This is a genomic window from Bacillus sp. FSL W8-0223 (assembly GCF_038006805.1).
GTDB lineage: Bacteria > Bacillota > Bacilli > Bacillales > DSM-4216 > Bacillus_O > Bacillus_O smithii.
Genome location: NZ_JBBOVX010000001.1, coordinates 2,645,807 through 2,661,698, shown reverse-complemented (window position 1 = coordinate 2,661,698; position 15,892 = coordinate 2,645,807). Strand labels below are relative to the sequence as shown.

The 15,892-nt window shown below is 40.5% G+C and carries 13 protein-coding genes and 1 tRNA gene; 12 read left to right on the top strand and 2 right to left on the bottom strand.

The features are described from left to right. The first annotated feature begins 174 nt into the window (after positions 1–174). From rph to NST81_RS12875, 4 genes are all read left to right on the top strand, one after another. Complete coding sequence (gene rph, locus NST81_RS12890) at positions 175–945, top strand: ribonuclease PH (RefSeq protein WP_040341994.1); 771 nt, start codon at positions 175–177, stop codon at positions 943–945. Beyond that, positions 945–1,553 (top strand): XTP/dITP diphosphatase, encoded by a 609-nt coding sequence (locus tag NST81_RS12885; protein WP_341030491.1) that lies wholly within the window; start codon positions 945–947, stop codon positions 1,551–1,553. The genes rph and NST81_RS12885 overlap by 1 nt, the downstream gene beginning before the upstream one ends. Beyond that, complete coding sequence (locus NST81_RS12880; RefSeq protein WP_048623786.1) at positions 1,550–2,038, top strand: metallophosphoesterase; 489 nt, start codon at positions 1,550–1,552, stop codon at positions 2,036–2,038. The genes NST81_RS12885 and NST81_RS12880 overlap by 4 nt, the downstream gene beginning before the upstream one ends. A gap of 203 nt (positions 2,039–2,241) precedes the next feature. Next, positions 2,242–2,315, top strand: a tRNA-Arg gene (locus NST81_RS12875). A gap of 302 nt (positions 2,316–2,617) precedes the next feature. Here NST81_RS12875 and NST81_RS12870 read toward each other — a convergent pair. Beyond that, complete coding sequence (locus NST81_RS12870; protein WP_341030050.1) at positions 2,618–3,187, bottom strand: manganese efflux pump MntP; 570 nt, start codon at positions 3,185–3,187, stop codon at positions 2,618–2,620. Positions 3,188–3,732: 545 nt separating this feature from the next. Between NST81_RS12870 and NST81_RS12865 the strand changes: the two genes are divergently transcribed. The 6 genes from NST81_RS12865 to yihA all read left to right on the top strand — a co-directional run bounded on the left by NST81_RS12865 (position 3,733) and on the right by yihA (position 12,861). Continuing rightward, positions 3,733–4,758, top strand: a complete 1,026-nt coding sequence (locus NST81_RS12865; RefSeq protein WP_341030049.1) for a tetratricopeptide repeat protein — start codon at positions 3,733–3,735, stop codon at positions 4,756–4,758. Between the two features lie 154 nt (positions 4,759–4,912). After that, positions 4,913–6,199 carry a trigger factor gene (tig, locus tag NST81_RS12860; protein WP_003355552.1) on the top strand — a complete coding sequence of 429 codons (1,287 nt, stop codon included), beginning with the start codon at positions 4,913–4,915 and terminating at the stop codon, positions 6,197–6,199. 262 nt (positions 6,200–6,461) lie between these two features. Continuing rightward, entirely contained in the window at positions 6,462–7,733 is a 1,272-nt protein-coding gene (gene clpX, locus NST81_RS12855; protein ID WP_003355551.1) for an ATP-dependent protease ATP-binding subunit ClpX, read from the top strand. Positions 7,734–7,948: 215 nt separating this feature from the next. Continuing rightward, complete coding sequence (gene lonB, locus NST81_RS12850; RefSeq protein WP_048623783.1) at positions 7,949–9,610, top strand: ATP-dependent protease LonB; 1,662 nt, start codon at positions 7,949–7,951, stop codon at positions 9,608–9,610. 345 nt (positions 9,611–9,955) lie between these two features. Further along, positions 9,956–12,280, top strand: a complete 2,325-nt coding sequence (gene lon, locus NST81_RS12845) for an endopeptidase La (RefSeq protein ID WP_048623782.1) — start codon at positions 9,956–9,958, stop codon at positions 12,278–12,280. Next, positions 12,277–12,861: a ribosome biogenesis GTP-binding protein YihA/YsxC gene (yihA, locus tag NST81_RS12840; protein WP_003355547.1), complete on the top strand. Its 585-nt coding sequence runs from the start codon at positions 12,277–12,279 to the stop codon at positions 12,859–12,861. The genes lon and yihA overlap by 4 nt, the downstream gene beginning before the upstream one ends. Before the next feature lie 97 nt (positions 12,862–12,958). On the opposite strand, the gene NST81_RS12835 is transcribed toward yihA, so the two are convergent. Next, positions 12,959–13,444, bottom strand: a complete 486-nt coding sequence (locus NST81_RS12835) for a LiaI-LiaF-like domain-containing protein (RefSeq protein WP_003355546.1) — start codon at positions 13,442–13,444, stop codon at positions 12,959–12,961. 247 nt (positions 13,445–13,691) lie between these two features. On the opposite strand from NST81_RS12835, the gene hemA reads away from it, so the two are divergent. Beyond that, positions 13,692–15,032 carry a glutamyl-tRNA reductase gene (gene hemA / locus NST81_RS12830; RefSeq protein ID WP_341030048.1) on the top strand — a complete coding sequence of 447 codons (1,341 nt, stop codon included), beginning with the start codon at positions 13,692–13,694 and terminating at the stop codon, positions 15,030–15,032. An 11-nt stretch (positions 15,033–15,043) separates the two neighbouring features. Continuing rightward, positions 15,044–15,880: a cytochrome c biogenesis protein CcsA gene (gene ccsA, locus NST81_RS12825; RefSeq protein ID WP_048623780.1), complete on the top strand. Its 837-nt coding sequence runs from the start codon at positions 15,044–15,046 to the stop codon at positions 15,878–15,880. Positions 15,881–15,892: the final 12 nt, after the last annotated feature.

Below are 15,892 nucleotides of genomic sequence, written 5' to 3'. Positions count from 1 at the left end.
ATAATAGATCAAAACAGAGGTTGGCAAATGCCACCTCATTTTTATTGGACATATCGAAAAAGCGAAGCGACTGAAGAGTCAATAAAAAATCGTTCTCACGGTAATGGTGGAAGTTTCGGCCTTGCGGGGATTTTGCCGTGGGACAGGAGCTGCAGCTTAAAAGGAGGATCTATGGTGCGAGTAGATGGAAGACAAAAAAATGAATTAAGAGCGGTTAAGATCGATACGGATTTTTTAAAACATCCGGAAGGCTCCGTGCTTATCACCGTTGGAGATACACGGGTTATTTGCACCGCTAGTATCGAAGACCGTGTTCCCCCTTTTATGAGAGGGTCCGGTAAAGGATGGATTACAGCGGAATATTCCATGCTGCCACGGGCAACTGAGCAAAGAAATATAAGAGAATCTTCCAAGGGAAAAGTATCAGGAAGAACAATGGAAATTCAACGATTAATTGGGAGAGCTCTTCGGGCGGTTGTCGATTTGGAATCCATTGGCGAAAGAACGGTATGGATCGATTGCGATGTCATACAAGCAGATGGCGGAACACGCACCGCTTCGATTACCGGCGCCTTTGTAGCGATGGCAATGGCGTTGCATCAATTATCTATTCAAAAAGAAATGTCGACTTTTCCGGTAACCAATTTTCTGGCTGCTACTAGCGTAGGCATTTTACATGGAGAGGGAGCAGTATTAGATTTAAATTATAAAGAAGATAGTGAAGCAATGGTGGATATGAATGTGGTCATGACTGGATCCGGAGATTTTGTAGAAATTCAAGGAACAGGAGAAGAGTCCACATTTTCCCATTCGCAGCTTCAAGAATTATTGTCATTGGCAGAAAAAGGGTTGCAAGAATTGATCGACATTCAAAAGCAAGCGCTAAGCGAAATAGCAGTGAAGATAGAAAGAAATATGTCAAAAGGTGGAGAAGCAAATCGATGATGCGAGAAGTTGTGATCGCCACGAAAAATAAGGGGAAAGCACTTGAATTTGAGCAAATGTTTCAACCGTTTCAGATTCAGGTAAAAACGCTTCTTGATCTTCCTGAATTCCCGGAAATCGAGGAAACGGGTGCGACATTTGAAGAAAATGCGATCATCAAAGCGGAATCGGTCATGAAAGAGACAAAAGCCATGGTTATGGCAGATGATTCAGGTTTGGTGATTGACGCGTTAGACGGCCGGCCGGGCGTGTATTCGGCCAGATACGCAGGTCCTGAAAAAGATGATGAAGCCAATATACAAAAGGTGTTAAGGGAATTGGAAGGAGTTCCTCTTTCGAAACGGACAGCTCGTTTTTATTGTGCTCTGGCTCTTGCAATTCCGGGACGAGAAACCATAACAGTGAACGGGACATGTGAAGGATTCATCACCTTTGAGAAAAAAGGGACAAATGGGTTCGGATATGACCCTATTTTCTTTGTCCAAGGTTATGAGCGTACGATGGCGGAATTGCTTCCAAATGAAAAAAATAAAATCAGCCACCGCGCCGAAGCGTTGGCAAAAATGAGAACGATATTGGAACAATTGGAAAGGGAAAGTGTACTATGAAGCTTCTAGTTGTAAGTGACAGTCATGGGGACACGGAAATTTTAAAAGATTTAAAAGCACGCTACGAGCAAGAGATGGATGCCATGTTTCATTGTGGTGATTCTGAACTTCCGGCAGACAGTGAAGTAATGAAAGGCTATATTGTGGTTAGAGGAAATTGCGATATGGATGATCGCTATCCTTATGATATCGTGGAAGAGATAAAAGGTAAGAGAATATTCATGACACATGGGCACCGCTACGATGTCAAGGCGTCTTTCTCGAAACTGAAACAGAAAGCAAAAGCAAACAAAGCTGATTTTGTGTTTTTCGGTCATTCTCATCAAGCGGTAGCGGAAAAAATAGGCGAAACGTTGTTTTTGAATCCGGGGAGCATTCTCTTGCCGCGAGGTAGAAAAGAAAGAACCTATGCAATCGTGGAATTGGATGGAGACGATTCGGTTGTTTATTTTTATAACGAACAACATCAGCTGTTAACGGATTGACAAGCGGCATTTAATACATAGAGAAGAACAAACTGGCAATGGTTTTGCCTTTTGTTCTTCTTTATCTGAAAAAATAATCGAATGTTCTTTTTCAACTTTTTATAAAAACGGGAAAAAATTTTTTCGGTTTGTACAAAAAAATGATTGACATTTATTTTGGATGTTAATATAATTAAAAATGTCCTTGATGAAATTGAAAAAATGTCCCAGTAGCTCAGCTGGATAGAGCAGCGGCCTTCTAAGCCGTCGGTCGGGAGTTCGAATCTCTCCTGGGACGCTAAAATTGTATAAACGCAGTATTGACGCGGTATTGTGACGTTTACATAAGCGTTAAAATAACGCTAAATGCTGCCGAGACGATGAACGTCTTGCCTAGTGAACGTTGGACGATATGTAACGTATCGTTCGACGGTAGCCGTTAAAGGAGGCTACACACAATGGCAAGGCGTTTTTTGTATGCCAGGAAAATGGCGGATAATAAAGAAGCGACCAAAATAAAAGGAAACAAAGATTTAACTTCGGCTGGAGTGTTTGAATGATTGATTAGAGCAAAATCGGAAGTGAAGTGATGCGGCATGATTACAAAATTTGATAAAATGCCACCAAGATAAAAAGAAGCCCGGAAACAAGAGATGAGTATTTACCTAATAGTTTGGAGATCGTTCCCTTTCCGATTTTATTACCAAGCCAAATCGTGATAATTCCCCATATGGTGATGCTGATTACTGTGGGCCAGATAAATAAATGATTGGAAATGGCCGCTCCAAAACCAGTGATAATATTTGAAAAGGAAAGAGTGAATCCGAGAAAGATGCCTTGACGGATTCCAAGATTTTGAATCTTTATATGTTGTTTTTTACCGAAAATCAATTGATGACCGTATTCACTATAAACAATAAATAGGCCAATGCTACATAAGACACTGAATGAAACCCACGCAGCCTCCTCCGAAGAAATATATCTTGCAATAAACGATCCTAAATATACACCAACTAATGCAGTGACAAATCCAATCAAGTTGACAATGAAATTAAGCCAAAAAGGAAATCGAATATTTTTTAGACCATACGCTATTCCCACACTCGTGTTATCCAAATTAGAACTAATTCCGATGAGATTGATAATTATAAAAAGTTTGAACCAATCCAAATTATGATCCCTCTCTTTTCGAAATGTCATTTCTCCGTAAGTATAGGTATATGAACATATATCGTTTTCAAGGCTAGTCTTATCCTATGATGAAAAGATGAAATGATATAGGACAAACACAGAGGGTCATTAATGTCATATATAAAATTAGACTTTTGATTGGCGTTGGACAAACACTGTTGACTTCACGCCATTTTTCGGTTTGATAAAATATATGAATTTATATAAAATCATATCCGAAAGAAAAGCGCAGCTGGCAGGCATTAAGAAAAAAAGGTCGGTCATATTCGAAGTAAAATCATTATCGGCATGAACAACGCGAAAGAAAGTGGCCGATTCACAAGAAAAGTATAATAAATATGAGAGCGAGATGCTGGATGGATGATCATGGAAGTCATTAAGCTTTTGTTGATAAAGTCAGCTTTAGTCGAATGTGCCGGGGAAAACTTGCCAAAGTGATCGTGAAAACGATTTCTTTTGTTTTTTTCTGCGTTTCCGTGCTAAACTTATGGCAACTCCATTTGAAAAAGGCGGTTCATATAAGAATGGGCAGAAGAAAGAAAAATCTCCAAAGATTTGATAATGTTGTTGTATTGCCTGGTACACGGGAAAGATTGGTTGAAAAGGGAATCCAAGCTTTGCAGGAAAAAAATTATGAAGAAGCTTCTGATTTTCTTATAAAGGCTTTGCATTTTTCCGAGGATCCCGGTGACGATGAGATTCAAATGGCCTTGTTGCTTGCCCTTTATGAATGTGGTCAATATGATGAGGCGAAAGAATTGTGCGAAGAAATGCTTCAAGCGGGAAACGGCGATTATTACGATGTAATGGATTTATACATATCAATTCTCTTTCAAATGAAGGAATATCAGCGAGCTTACATTACGCTATCTGCTCTCTGTGAGGAAAACCAAATTCCTTCCGATAAAAAAGAGCATTTTGAGAAACTTTTGCAAATAAGCCGGAAAATGGCTTCTACTTCGGCGAAAAATGAATATCAATCTGACTTTGACCGTGCACCTAAATTGTTTTACGAGGATGAATCAATTGAGCAGCAAACGTTAAAAGCGGCGGAGCTAGTTCAACGAAATATTGCTCCGTATCTAGACGAATTGATTGATATCATCGGGGATGCACATTCCCATCCATTTTTGAAAACTCTTCTCCTCAATATAATGAGGGAGAAGGGAGTGGATAAAGAAATTTTCGTTCGAAAGCTTCATTTTTCAAAACGATTGATCCCAAATCAGTTGGAAGAAGTTTTTCAAATGACCTATTACAAACAAGTTTTAACCAAATTAGAGGAAGCCGTTTCTCAATCTAATCCCGTATTGTTTTCCCAATTAACAGAATTGGTGAATCGCCACTTTTTTCTTCTTTATCCATTCGAACCTGAGTTCAGCGTGGACACTTGGGCTGCCTGTACGCTCCAGTTGGCTTGTGAATATTACGGGGAAGCGGAAGAAGCAGAAATTCTATGTCCGCAGCTCTTCTCTCATGACGATGCTGATCGAGAAAAATGCATGGCTTATTTGAAAGAGTTAGATGAATTTTCTGCTCCCGTCTCTTAGCTTTTTATTGAAAGACTTAGTACGTATGTTATAATGTAATGGTTATAATATGTACTTTTCTGCTTGGCTTTCTTTTTGTACACTAAAAGTACGAAATTGATAAATGATTCATTTTTCAACTATCAACTTATAGATTTGTTGTGGAGGGAATTGTATGTCAGTGAAATGGGAAAAACTAGAAGGAAACCAAGGTGTCCTTACTGTAACGGTGGATGCCGACAAAGTGAATGAGGGATTGGACTATGCCTTCAAAAAAGTCGTCAAAACGATTAATGTCCCTGGTTTCCGCAAAGGAAAAATACCGCGTCCTCTGTTTGAAAAACGATTCGGAGTAGAATCGCTTTACCAAGACGCGCTCGATTATATCTTGCCGGAAGCTTATGCAAAAGCGGTGGAAGAATCCGGAATTGAACCGGTTGATCGTCCGGAAATCGACATCGAACAACTGGAAAAAGGAAAAGAGTTAATTTTTAAAGCAACTGTCACAGTTAAACCGGAAGTAAAACTCGGCGAGTATAAAAACTTAGAAGTGGAAAAAGTAGATACAGAAGTAACAGACGAAGATGTTGAAAATGAATTAAAAGCATTGCAAGAACGCTATGCTGAACTTGTCGTAAAAGAAGACGGCAAAGCAGAAGAAGGAGATACGGTTGTTATTGATTTCGAAGGGTTTGTTGACGGCGAGCCGTTTGAAGGCGGTAAAGCGGAAAATTATTCGCTTGAACTAGGTTCCGGCTCTTTCATTCCTGGCTTTGAAGATCAATTAATCGGAACGAAAGCAGGGGATGAAAAAGATGTGGAAGTCACATTCCCTGAAGAATACCATGCTGAAGAGCTTGCTGGAAAACCTGCCGTGTTTAAAGTGAAAGTTCATGAAGTAAAAGCGAAAGTATTACCTGAGCTTGATGATGAATTTGCAAAAGATGTGGATGAAGAAGTAGAAACGTTGGAAGATTTGAAAGCAAAAATAAAAGATCGTTTGAAACATCAAAAAGAACATGAAGCGGAACATGCATTGCAAGATGCAGTGGTTGAAAAAGCAACAGCCAATGCAGAAATCGATATTCCTGAAGTCATGATCGAAAATGAAATTGACCGGATGATGCAAGAGTTTTCTCAAAACCTTTCCGCTCAAGGAATGAACCTTGAATTGTATTATCAATTCTCCGGTCAAACGGAAGAAGATCTTCGCAATCAAATGAAAGAAAATGCTGAAACTCGTGTTCGGACAAGCTTGACGCTTGAAGCCATTGCGAAAGCAGAAAATATCGAAGCCAGCGAAGAAGATGTAGAAAAAGAATTGCAAAGAATGGCTGATCAATTTAACCTATCAGTAGAAGACATTAAGAAAGCACTCGGCGATCTGGAAAATTTAAAAGCAGATTTAAGAATCAATAAAGCAGTTGAATTTCTTGTAGAAAATGCAAAAGTTGTTGCATAATAGTAGTAAAACGGTATAAAAACAAGGCGCGGGTTATACGTGCCTTGTTTTATACACCAATACATAAAATATTTTTAAAATATTTTGGTAATGAGCTCGGCATATTGCACATTATATATAACACTAAGCTTTTTATTTCGTGTCTTGTGTAAAATGTGTTAAAATGCTGTACATAACTCTTTGAGGGCTTTGAAACAACGGAACGTGGCAAAGCGAAGACTCGGCAATAATTGGTTTAAGAAGAATTGAGGGGTGAAGTAAATTGTTTAAATTCAGTGATGAGAAAGGACAATTGAAATGTTCTTTCTGTGGCAAAACACAAGACCAGGTCCGTAAGCTGGTCGCCGGACCGGGTGTTTATATATGTGATGAATGCATCGAATTGTGTACGGAAATTGTGGAAGAAGAATTGGGAACCGAGGAAGAAGTAGAGTTTAAGGATGTGCCGAAGCCGCGTGAAATCCGTGAAATTCTCGATGAATACGTCATTGGGCAAGACCAAGCGAAGAAATCTTTGGCTGTTGCTGTCTATAACCACTATAAGCGGATCAACTCCAACAGTAAAGTCGACGATGTAGAACTGGCAAAGAGTAATATTTGTTTAATCGGTCCTACTGGGAGCGGCAAGACTTTGTTAGCGCAAACATTAGCGCGTATCTTAAATGTTCCTTTTGCGATTGCCGATGCGACTTCTCTTACGGAAGCAGGGTATGTCGGAGAAGATGTAGAAAATATTCTTTTGAAACTGATTCAAGCCGCCGACTATGATGTAGAAAAAGCGGAAAAAGGAATTATTTATATTGATGAGATCGATAAAGTCGCCAGAAAATCGGAAAATCCGTCCATCACCAGGGATGTTTCCGGTGAAGGAGTTCAACAGGCTTTATTAAAGATTTTGGAAGGAACAGTGGCAAGTGTTCCGCCTCAAGGAGGAAGAAAACATCCTCATCAAGAATTTATCCAAATTGATACGACCAATATTTTGTTTATTTGCGGCGGGGCCTTTGACGGCATTGAACAAATTATCAAACGCCGTCTCGGTCAAAAAGTGATCGGTTTCGGATCGGATCCAACGAAAGGAGAAATCGAAGAAAAAGATCTGCTTTCCAAAGTGGTTCCGGAAGATTTGCTGAAGTTCGGATTAATTCCGGAATTCATCGGCCGCTTACCGGTTATCGCTAGTCTGGAACCTCTTGACGAAGAAGCGTTAATTCAAATTTTGACGAAGCCGAAAAATGCGCTCGTCAAACAATATCAAAAAATGATGGAACTTGATCATGTTGAATTAGAATTTGAACAAGAAGCACTTGTTGAAATCGCAAAAAAAGCAATCGAAAGAAAAACGGGTGCACGTGGATTGCGTTCCATCATCGAAAGCATTATGCTGGATGTAATGTTCGATTTGCCTTCAAGAGAAGATATTTCAAAGTGTATCATAACAAAAGATACCGTTTTAAATAACAGCATGCCAAAGTTAATCGGGACGGACGGAAGAATTATTCAAGAAACAGAAGAACGAAAAACGTCTGCATGACGAAGGAGCCGATGTGTTCGGCTCCTTTTTCCCCTATTTATGAGAAAAAGATAAGCTTCCCCGCTTCACTTGATCAAACCTGTTATCTGTTCGACGATTGAACCGTGAAAACGGTGAAAATGGTCGGCGCCAGGCGCTTTTGATTTATGTTTATTCCCCTCGTGTCCAGGAGATACTAGCCGTATATCGATGGTTAATCAGGAGGGGGATATAGTATGAATTGGACAGGTATTGCATTAATGATTCAAATGTTTTTTGGTGTCGTCATAGGGCTGTATTTTTGGAATTTGTTGAAAAATCAACGCACCCAAAAAATATCCATTGACCGTGAATCAAGAAAGGAAATGGAACAGCTTCGGAAAATGCGGTCGATTTCCTTAACGGAGCCTTTGTCGGAAAGAGTCAGGCCTACTTCTTTTTCTGATATCATCGGACAAGAAGATGGTATAAAAGCTTTAAAGGCAGCGATATGCGGTCCCAATCCTCAACATGTCATTATTTATGGTCCTCCCGGGGTCGGAAAAACAGCGGCGGCCCGTTTGGTGTTGGAAGAAGCGAAAAAAAATCCGAAAACGCCATTTTCTCCATCGGCCGTATTTGTGGAGATGGATGCGACTACTGCCCGGTTTGATGAACGGGGAATAGCTGATCCGCTTATAGGGTCTGTGCATGATCCCATTTATCAAGGAGCCGGAGCCATGGGACAAGCAGGCATTCCCCAACCGAAACAAGGAGCTGTAACCAACGCTCACGGCGGCGTCCTTTTTATAGATGAAATCGGTGAGTTGCATCCTATTCAAATGAATAAATTGTTAAAAGTGTTGGAGGACAGGAAAGTTTTTTTGGAAAGCGCCTATTATAATGAAGAGAATACACAAATTCCTGCCCATATCCATGATATTTTTAAAAATGGCTTGCCTGCGGACTTTCGATTAATCGGAGCGACAACCAGAACGCCTGAGGAAATACCGCCGGCGATTCGTTCTCGCTGTATGGAAGTGTTTTTTCGAGGATTAGAACAAGATGAGATCATCCAAGTAGCCAAAAAAGCTGCAGAAAAGGTCAAAATGAGCATGAGCGACAGTGGATTGAAAATTTTGAGCTCTTATGCACGAAACGGCCGTGAAGCCGTTAACATTGTTCAAATTGCAGCCGGCTTGGCGATAACGGAAGGCAGGAGAGCCATTAAGGATAAGGATATCCAATGGATCGTGCAGTCTAGCCAAATGACGCCCCGTTATGAACAGAAAATTAAAGATCATTCTGCAGTCGGCATTGTGAATGGTTTGGCTGTAATGGGATCGAACAGCGGAGCTTTGTTGGAAATTGAAGTGGCTGTCATCCCGGCAGCCAAAAAAGGGACGCTGACGATTACTGGCATTGTCGAAGAAGAAAGTATAGGCGGCCAAGGAAAATCCATACGGCGAAAAAGCATGGCAAGAGGCTCGATTGAAACTGTACTCACGGTTTTACGATCAATGGGTGTGCCTTGCCATCAATATGACATTCATGTGAATTTTCCAGGCGGAATTCCGGTGGATGGACCGTCCGCAGGAATTGCCATAGCCACCGGTGTTTATTCCGCTATTTACAAGATGCCCGTTTCTCATAAGATTGCTATGACTGGAGAGATCAGCGTCCACGGGACAGTAAAGCCAATTGGAGGCGTTATGCCGAAAATAAGGGCTGCCAAACTGGCGGGTGTCGAGAAAGTGCTTATTCCGAAAGCGAACATGCAGGAAATCATCAAAGAATTCGATGGTATTACGATTATTCCTGTGGAACATATTCGCGAAGTCATTGAACAGGCGATTGAAAAGAAAGCAGATGCAGAAGGAACGATTACGCATTGGCATAATAACCAGGAAATGCTCTGAATTTGTTAGGTCGTTCGTATGGCCTTCTGAAAACGGCTTAGCTTTTGGAATACAATCGAATATCCGTACTATGTGATGATGTAATGGCAGGATCTGTGTTCTTTTTGTTTGAATTTCTATAAATGGAGCGGGGAAGTCTGCTTGCATGAAGAAAGAAACATCCGTTTTCGGCAAGCGATCATAGAAAAGCATCATTCAGTTTCAAGACCTCCAAAGGGTTCCATTGGATTTTTCTGATTCAGCTGCATTTGATTAGAAGAATTCCAAATGGACAGGTGTTTATAAATAAGTTAGAATTGTACAAAGATCATACGAAAGTAACATAGAGATTACGGAGGTGCCAATATGAGTGAACAAACGGTCTATTCCATCCCCCTCCTTCCGTTAAGAGGATTATTGGTTTATCCTACAATGGTTTTGCATTTGGATGTTGGCCGCGAGCGTTCGATTGAAGCGCTGGAGCGTGCCTTGATGGATAATCATTTGATTTTTTTAACGACCCAAAAAGATATGAATATAGATAATCCCTCTGAAGAGGACTTATATAGGATAGGAACGTTGACAAAAGTCAAGCAAATGTTAAAGCTTCCGAACGGAACGATCCGCGTGCTTGTGGAAGGTCTTCGACGGGGCAGAATTAAAGAGTTTTATCATGAAGAAAAGTATTTTCACGTCGTCGTTGAAACCTTTGAAGAAGAAAAAATGAAAGATATCGAAACACAAGCTTTGATGCGAACGCTGCTGGATTCTTTTGAACAGTACATAAAGATGTCGAAAAAAATTACCGCTGAAACGTTCACGACCGTTTCGGACATTGAAGAACCGGGAAGGCTTGCTGATATAATCGCTTCCCATTTGCCGATTAAAATCCATCAAAAACAAGAAATATTGGAAACAGTGGCGATCAAGGAGCGGCTGCAAAAATTAATCGACATTCTCCATAACGAAAAAGAAATATTAAATCTTGAGAAAAAAATTGGACAGCGCGTAAAGCAATCTATGGAACGCACCCAAAAAGAATATTATTTGCGGGAACAAATGAAAGCTATTCAAAAAGAGTTGGGCGACAAAGAAGGGAAAACCGGAGAAGTCGAAGAGCTTACGAAACGAATTGAAGATGCCGGAATGCCTGAACATGTAAAAGAAACAGCCATGAAAGAACTCGGCCGCTATGAAAGCATTCCGACCAGTTCGGCGGAAAGCGCAGTGATCAGAAATTATCTAGAATGGCTGATTACGATTCCTTGGTCCAAAGCAACCAAAGATGACTTAAACATAAAAAAGGCCGAACGTATATTAAACAGGGATCATTACGGCTTAGAAAAAGTAAAAGAACGGGTTTTAGAATACTTAGCTGTCCGAAAACTGACACGATCCGTTAAGGGGCCGATATTATGTCTTGTAGGACCGCCGGGTGTAGGAAAAACAAGTCTCGCTCGTTCCATCGCAGAGTCGCTTAATCGTAAATTTGTCCGCGTCTCCTTAGGCGGTGTACGGGATGAATCTGAAATTCGCGGGCATCGCCGAACTTATGTGGGGGCCATGCCGGGACGAATTATAAGAGGGATGCAAAAAGCGGGGACAATCAATCCGGTATTTCTGCTGGATGAAATTGACAAGATGTCGAGCGATTTTCGCGGCGATCCATCCGCGGCCATGCTCGAAGTACTCGATCCGGAACAAAATCATGCATTCAGCGATCATTTTATTGAAGAACCATATGATTTGTCGAACGTGATGTTTATTGCGACAGCGAATGATTTATCAACGATTCCAGGACCATTGAGAGACCGTATGGAAATTATCAGCATTCCTGGTTATACGGAATTGGAAAAGATTCATATTGCAAAAGACCATCTTCTTCCTAAACAATTGAAAGAAAACGGATTGAAGAAGGGACAGCTGCAAATTCGAAACGATGCCATTCAAGACATTGTTCGCTATTATACAAGAGAAGCGGGTGTTCGCGGACTTGAACGTCAGTTGGCGGCCATATGCCGGAAAACGGCAAAAATGATTGTAGCCGGAGAGAAAAGGCGTGTGATCGTGACAGAAAATAATCTGGAAGAATTTTTAGGGAAAAAGATATTCCGTTATGGATCAGCGGAAAAAGTGGATCAGATTGGCGTAGCCAACGGACTAGCCTACACCCCTGTTGGTGGCGATACACTGCAAATCGAGGTTTCTTTGGCGCCGGGAAAAGGAAAGCTAGTTTTAACAGGAAAACTAGGAGATGTGATGAAAGAGTCGGCCCAAGCTGCTTTTAGCTATGTCCGCTCCAATGCGAAAGAACTGGGCATTGAAGAAGATTTCCATGAAAAATATGATATTCACATACACGTACCGGAAGGCGCCGTTCCAAAAGACGGACCTTCGGCAGGAATTACGATGGCAACTGCTCTTGTTTCTGCATTGACGAATCGCCCCGTTCATAAAGAAGTTGGAATGACGGGAGAAATAACGCTTCGTGGCAGAGTACTCCCGATTGGCGGACTGAAAGAAAAATCGTTGGGAGCTCATAGAGCGGGATTAAAAACGATTATCGTTCCTCAAGAAAACGAAAAAGATTTAGATGATATTCCGACAAGCATTCGGAAAGATTTGCATTTTGTGCTTGTTTCTCAAATGGATGAAGTGCTAAAAACGGCGTTGGCGGGTGATAACCAATGAACGTTCATGAAGCCGAATTAGTGATCAGTGCTGTCAAGCCCGAACAATATCCGAAAGAGGATCTTCCGGAATTTGCGCTTGCGGGTCGTTCAAATGTGGGGAAATCCTCTTTTATTAACAAAATGGTCAATCGCAAAAGTTTAGCCAGAACATCATCCAATCCGGGAAAAACACAAACGCTTAATTTTTATCGAATCGAAAACAAGCTTTATTTTGTGGATGTTCCGGGCTACGGATATGCAAGGGTTTCCAAAAAAGAGAGAGAAGCATGGGGGCAAATGATTGAAACTTATTTGACGACGAGAAAACAATTGAAATTGGTGTTGCTTTTAGTGGATTTGCGCCACCCACCGACAAATGATGATGTAATGATGTACGATTTTTTAAAATACTATGATATCCCATGCATGGTCATTGCCACAAAGGCGGACAAAATTCCAAGAGGAAAATGGCAGAAACATGTGAAGCAGGTCAAACAGACATTGAAATTCGATCCGGCTGATGAAATCATCATTTTTTCTTCGGAGACCGGAGAAGGAAAAGATAAGACTTGGAATCTTCTTGAAGCCTATTTGCGTTAATTCGGAGTCGTTATGAGCGGCGTCTTGCGATTTTAGCATTGCTGCTGTTTCTGTTTAAAGGTTTCAGAATGTCAATAAGGAGGCATGCATTGCCTCCTTATTTTCGTTTTACAAATAATAAGTAAGCTCCTACTAGAATGAGCAGTATTGGCCAAAAATGCCATAAATCTTCTTGCCCGCTCCTCAGCAATCCAAGCCAAGCAATGACATTTTGATAAAAGAGCGACAATAGGGCAAGAATGAAAAATAACATACTGTATAGGAAGCCCTCTTTTGTTTTTTGAGATTGAAGAAAGAAACCGATGGCGATGATCAAAACAAAAATTCCGATCTGATCAGGCCAATTTGGAAACTGACGAACAAGATGAAAATGGATGCCAAAACCTGTCAAAATAACGCCAGGCAGAATAAACTGATAGTCTTGTCCGCCATAAGCTTGAAAAAGAAAAGCCAATCCAACAATTAAGAGAATGGTCGGCCAAGTAAAAAAGCCATCGAATAATAGGATATTGGATTTTTGCAGATAAAAATAAGCTCCAAATCCCATTAAAATGATCCCTGGGAAAAAACGCTGTTGTTTCATTCGTAAATCCATTCCTTTCGAAAAGGTCAATGATTTGATTCTTTCGGGATAGTTTGGTATTGTAAACTTGAAATTAAAAATAAATATAATATGATAATTATTATAAAAATGGATGTCTTTCCATTTAGCCATTTTAAGGGTAAAACTAATATCTATGTTACCATATGTTCATAATTTTTTGATTCAGTAATTTTTGAACATGGTATAATAAAAATAGTATTGATTTTTGGGGGTGTCACTGTCGGCCATGCATATCATAGTAGCAGGACTTCACTATAAAACGGCCCCAGTCGAAATAAGAGAACGGCTTACTTTTGACGCAAATGATCTGGATGAAGCGCTTCGCACGCTGAAAAACAAAAAAAGCATTCTGGAAAGCGTCATTCTTTCTACTTGCAACCGGACGGAGATTTATGCGGTCGTAGATCAAATTCATACTGGACGCTATTATATAAAGGAATTCCTTTCCGAATGGTTTCATATCGAAATGGATGAATTCGCGCCGTTTCTCTTTGTTTATGAAGAAGCGGACGCGGTTGAACATCTTTTTAAAGTAACGTGCGGTTTAGATTCTATGATTGTCGGGGAAACGCAGATTCTCGGACAGGTACGCGATAGTTTTATGCAAGCACAGCGTTCTGAAGCGACTGGAACGATTTTTAATCAATTATTTAAACAAGCGGTTACATTGGCTAAAAAAGCTCATTCTAAAACAGAAATTGGAGCGAATGCCGTTTCCGTCAGTTATGCCGCCGTGGAACTGGCGAAAAAAATATTTGGAAACTTAAACGGCAAACATGTATTAATTCTCGGTGCGGGAAAGATGGGGGAATTGGCCCTTAAAAATCTGCAAGGAAGCGGAGCGACGAAAGTAACGGTCATCAACCGTACGTTCGAAAAAGCTGCCTCGTTAGCGGAGCGATTTTCGGGGACGGCGAAAGAACTGCGGGAATTGCAATGTGCTCTTTTAGAAGCGGATATCCTCATCAGTTCAACCGGATCAAATGACTTTGTTATTTCAAAGGATATGATGTCCGGAGTCGTTAATTTGAGAAAAGGACGGCCTCTCTTCATGGTCGATATAGCGGTTCCGCGGGATATCGATCCGGAAATTCATGAGCTTGAAAATGTCTTTTTGTATGATATTGATGATTTGGAAGGCATTGTAGAAGCGAATATGGCAGAACGGAAAAAAGCAGCTGAAAAAATCATGATCATGATAGAAGAAGAAATTTCGGAATTTCATGAGTGGCTGAATATGCTTGGTGTGGTGCCTGTTATTGCGGCGCTTCGGAAAAAGGCGCTTGCCATACAAGCAGAAACGATGAAAAGCTTGGATAGAAAGCTACCCGATTTGACCGACCGTGAACGGAAGATTATTAATAAACATACAAAAAGCATTATTAACCAGTTGTTAAAAGATCCAATCCTGCAAGCGAAAGAATTGGCAGGACAAAAGGGCGCAAAAGAGAAATTGGAGTTTTTTACAAAAATCTTTAATATTGAGGAACAAGTGATAGCAGAAAATCAGCAGAAAGCAGAAGACGTAAAAACGGGGGCCATCGTGGCTTCTTCTTATCAAGTGTAAGGGGTTCATTTATGGCTTTTGTACACGGTATGACAAGATTGCATGAACTCATGATTCTATTGTATGCGGTCAGTATTTTGCTCTACTTCATTGATTTTCTTCATCGAAATCGGAAGGCGAATTCGTTCGCCTTCTGGACTTTAGCGATTGTTTGGGTGCTTCAAACAATTTTTTTGTTTCTTTATATGTTCAAGACAGGAAGGTTTCCGGTCCTGACCATTTTTGAAGGGCTTTATTTTTATGCATGGGTGTTGATCACATTTTCATTATTGATCAATCGGTTTTTACGAATGGATTTTTTGGTGTTCTTCACCAATATACTTGGATTTGCCATTATGGCGATTCATACATTTGCGCCTATGCAAATGCAATCGGACGCAATGGCAGAAAGATTAGTCTCTGAGCTTCTGCTGATTCATATTATAATGGCGCTGCTTTCTTACGGGGCTTTTTCGCTGTCCTTTATTTTTTCGTTGTTATATTTGCTGGAGTACCGGCTTTTGAAAGAAAAAAAGTGGAGTCAGTGGTTGTGGCGGATTGGCGATTTGATGAAGCTTGAGCAGCTGTCCTATATATTAAATGCAATTGGCGTGCCAATGCTTCTATTGTCGTTGATTTTAGGGCTGCAATGGAAATTCACAAAACTCCCTAATGTGGAATGGTATGATCCAAAAATTATCAGTTCTTTTATTTTATTGATTGTTTACAGCATGTTCCTTTACTTTAAAGTTCGAAAAAACAAGCAGGGAAAAGCGCTCGCTTTATTCAATACAGCTGCGTTTCTCATTGTACTTATCAACTTCTTTTTAGTCAGCCGCTTATCGGCATTTCATTTTTGGTATATGTGATTGAAGGAGGCC

Coding starts and splice junctions, on each gene's coding strand:
- ccsA (WP_048623780.1), top strand. CDS start 15,044: ATGGCTTTTGTACACGGTATGACAAGATTGCATGAACTCATGATTCTA.
- tig (WP_003355552.1), top strand. CDS start 4,913: ATGTCAGTGAAATGGGAAAAACTAGAAGGAAACCAAGGTGTCCTTACT.
- NST81_RS12865 (WP_341030049.1), top strand. CDS start 3,733: ATGGGCAGAAGAAAGAAAAATCTCCAAAGATTTGATAATGTTGTTGTA.
- NST81_RS12880 (WP_048623786.1), top strand. CDS start 1,550: ATGAAGCTTCTAGTTGTAAGTGACAGTCATGGGGACACGGAAATTTTA.
- yihA (WP_003355547.1), top strand. CDS start 12,277: ATGAACGTTCATGAAGCCGAATTAGTGATCAGTGCTGTCAAGCCCGAA.
- lonB (WP_048623783.1), top strand. CDS start 7,949: ATGAATTGGACAGGTATTGCATTAATGATTCAAATGTTTTTTGGTGTC.
- NST81_RS12885 (WP_341030491.1), top strand. CDS start 945: ATGCGAGAAGTTGTGATCGCCACGAAAAATAAGGGGAAAGCACTTGAA.
- NST81_RS12835 (WP_003355546.1), bottom strand. CDS start 13,444: ATGAAACAACAGCGTTTTTTCCCAGGGATCATTTTAATGGGATTTGGA.
- lon (WP_048623782.1), top strand. CDS start 9,956: ATGAGTGAACAAACGGTCTATTCCATCCCCCTCCTTCCGTTAAGAGGA.
- hemA (WP_341030048.1), top strand. CDS start 13,692: ATGCATATCATAGTAGCAGGACTTCACTATAAAACGGCCCCAGTCGAA.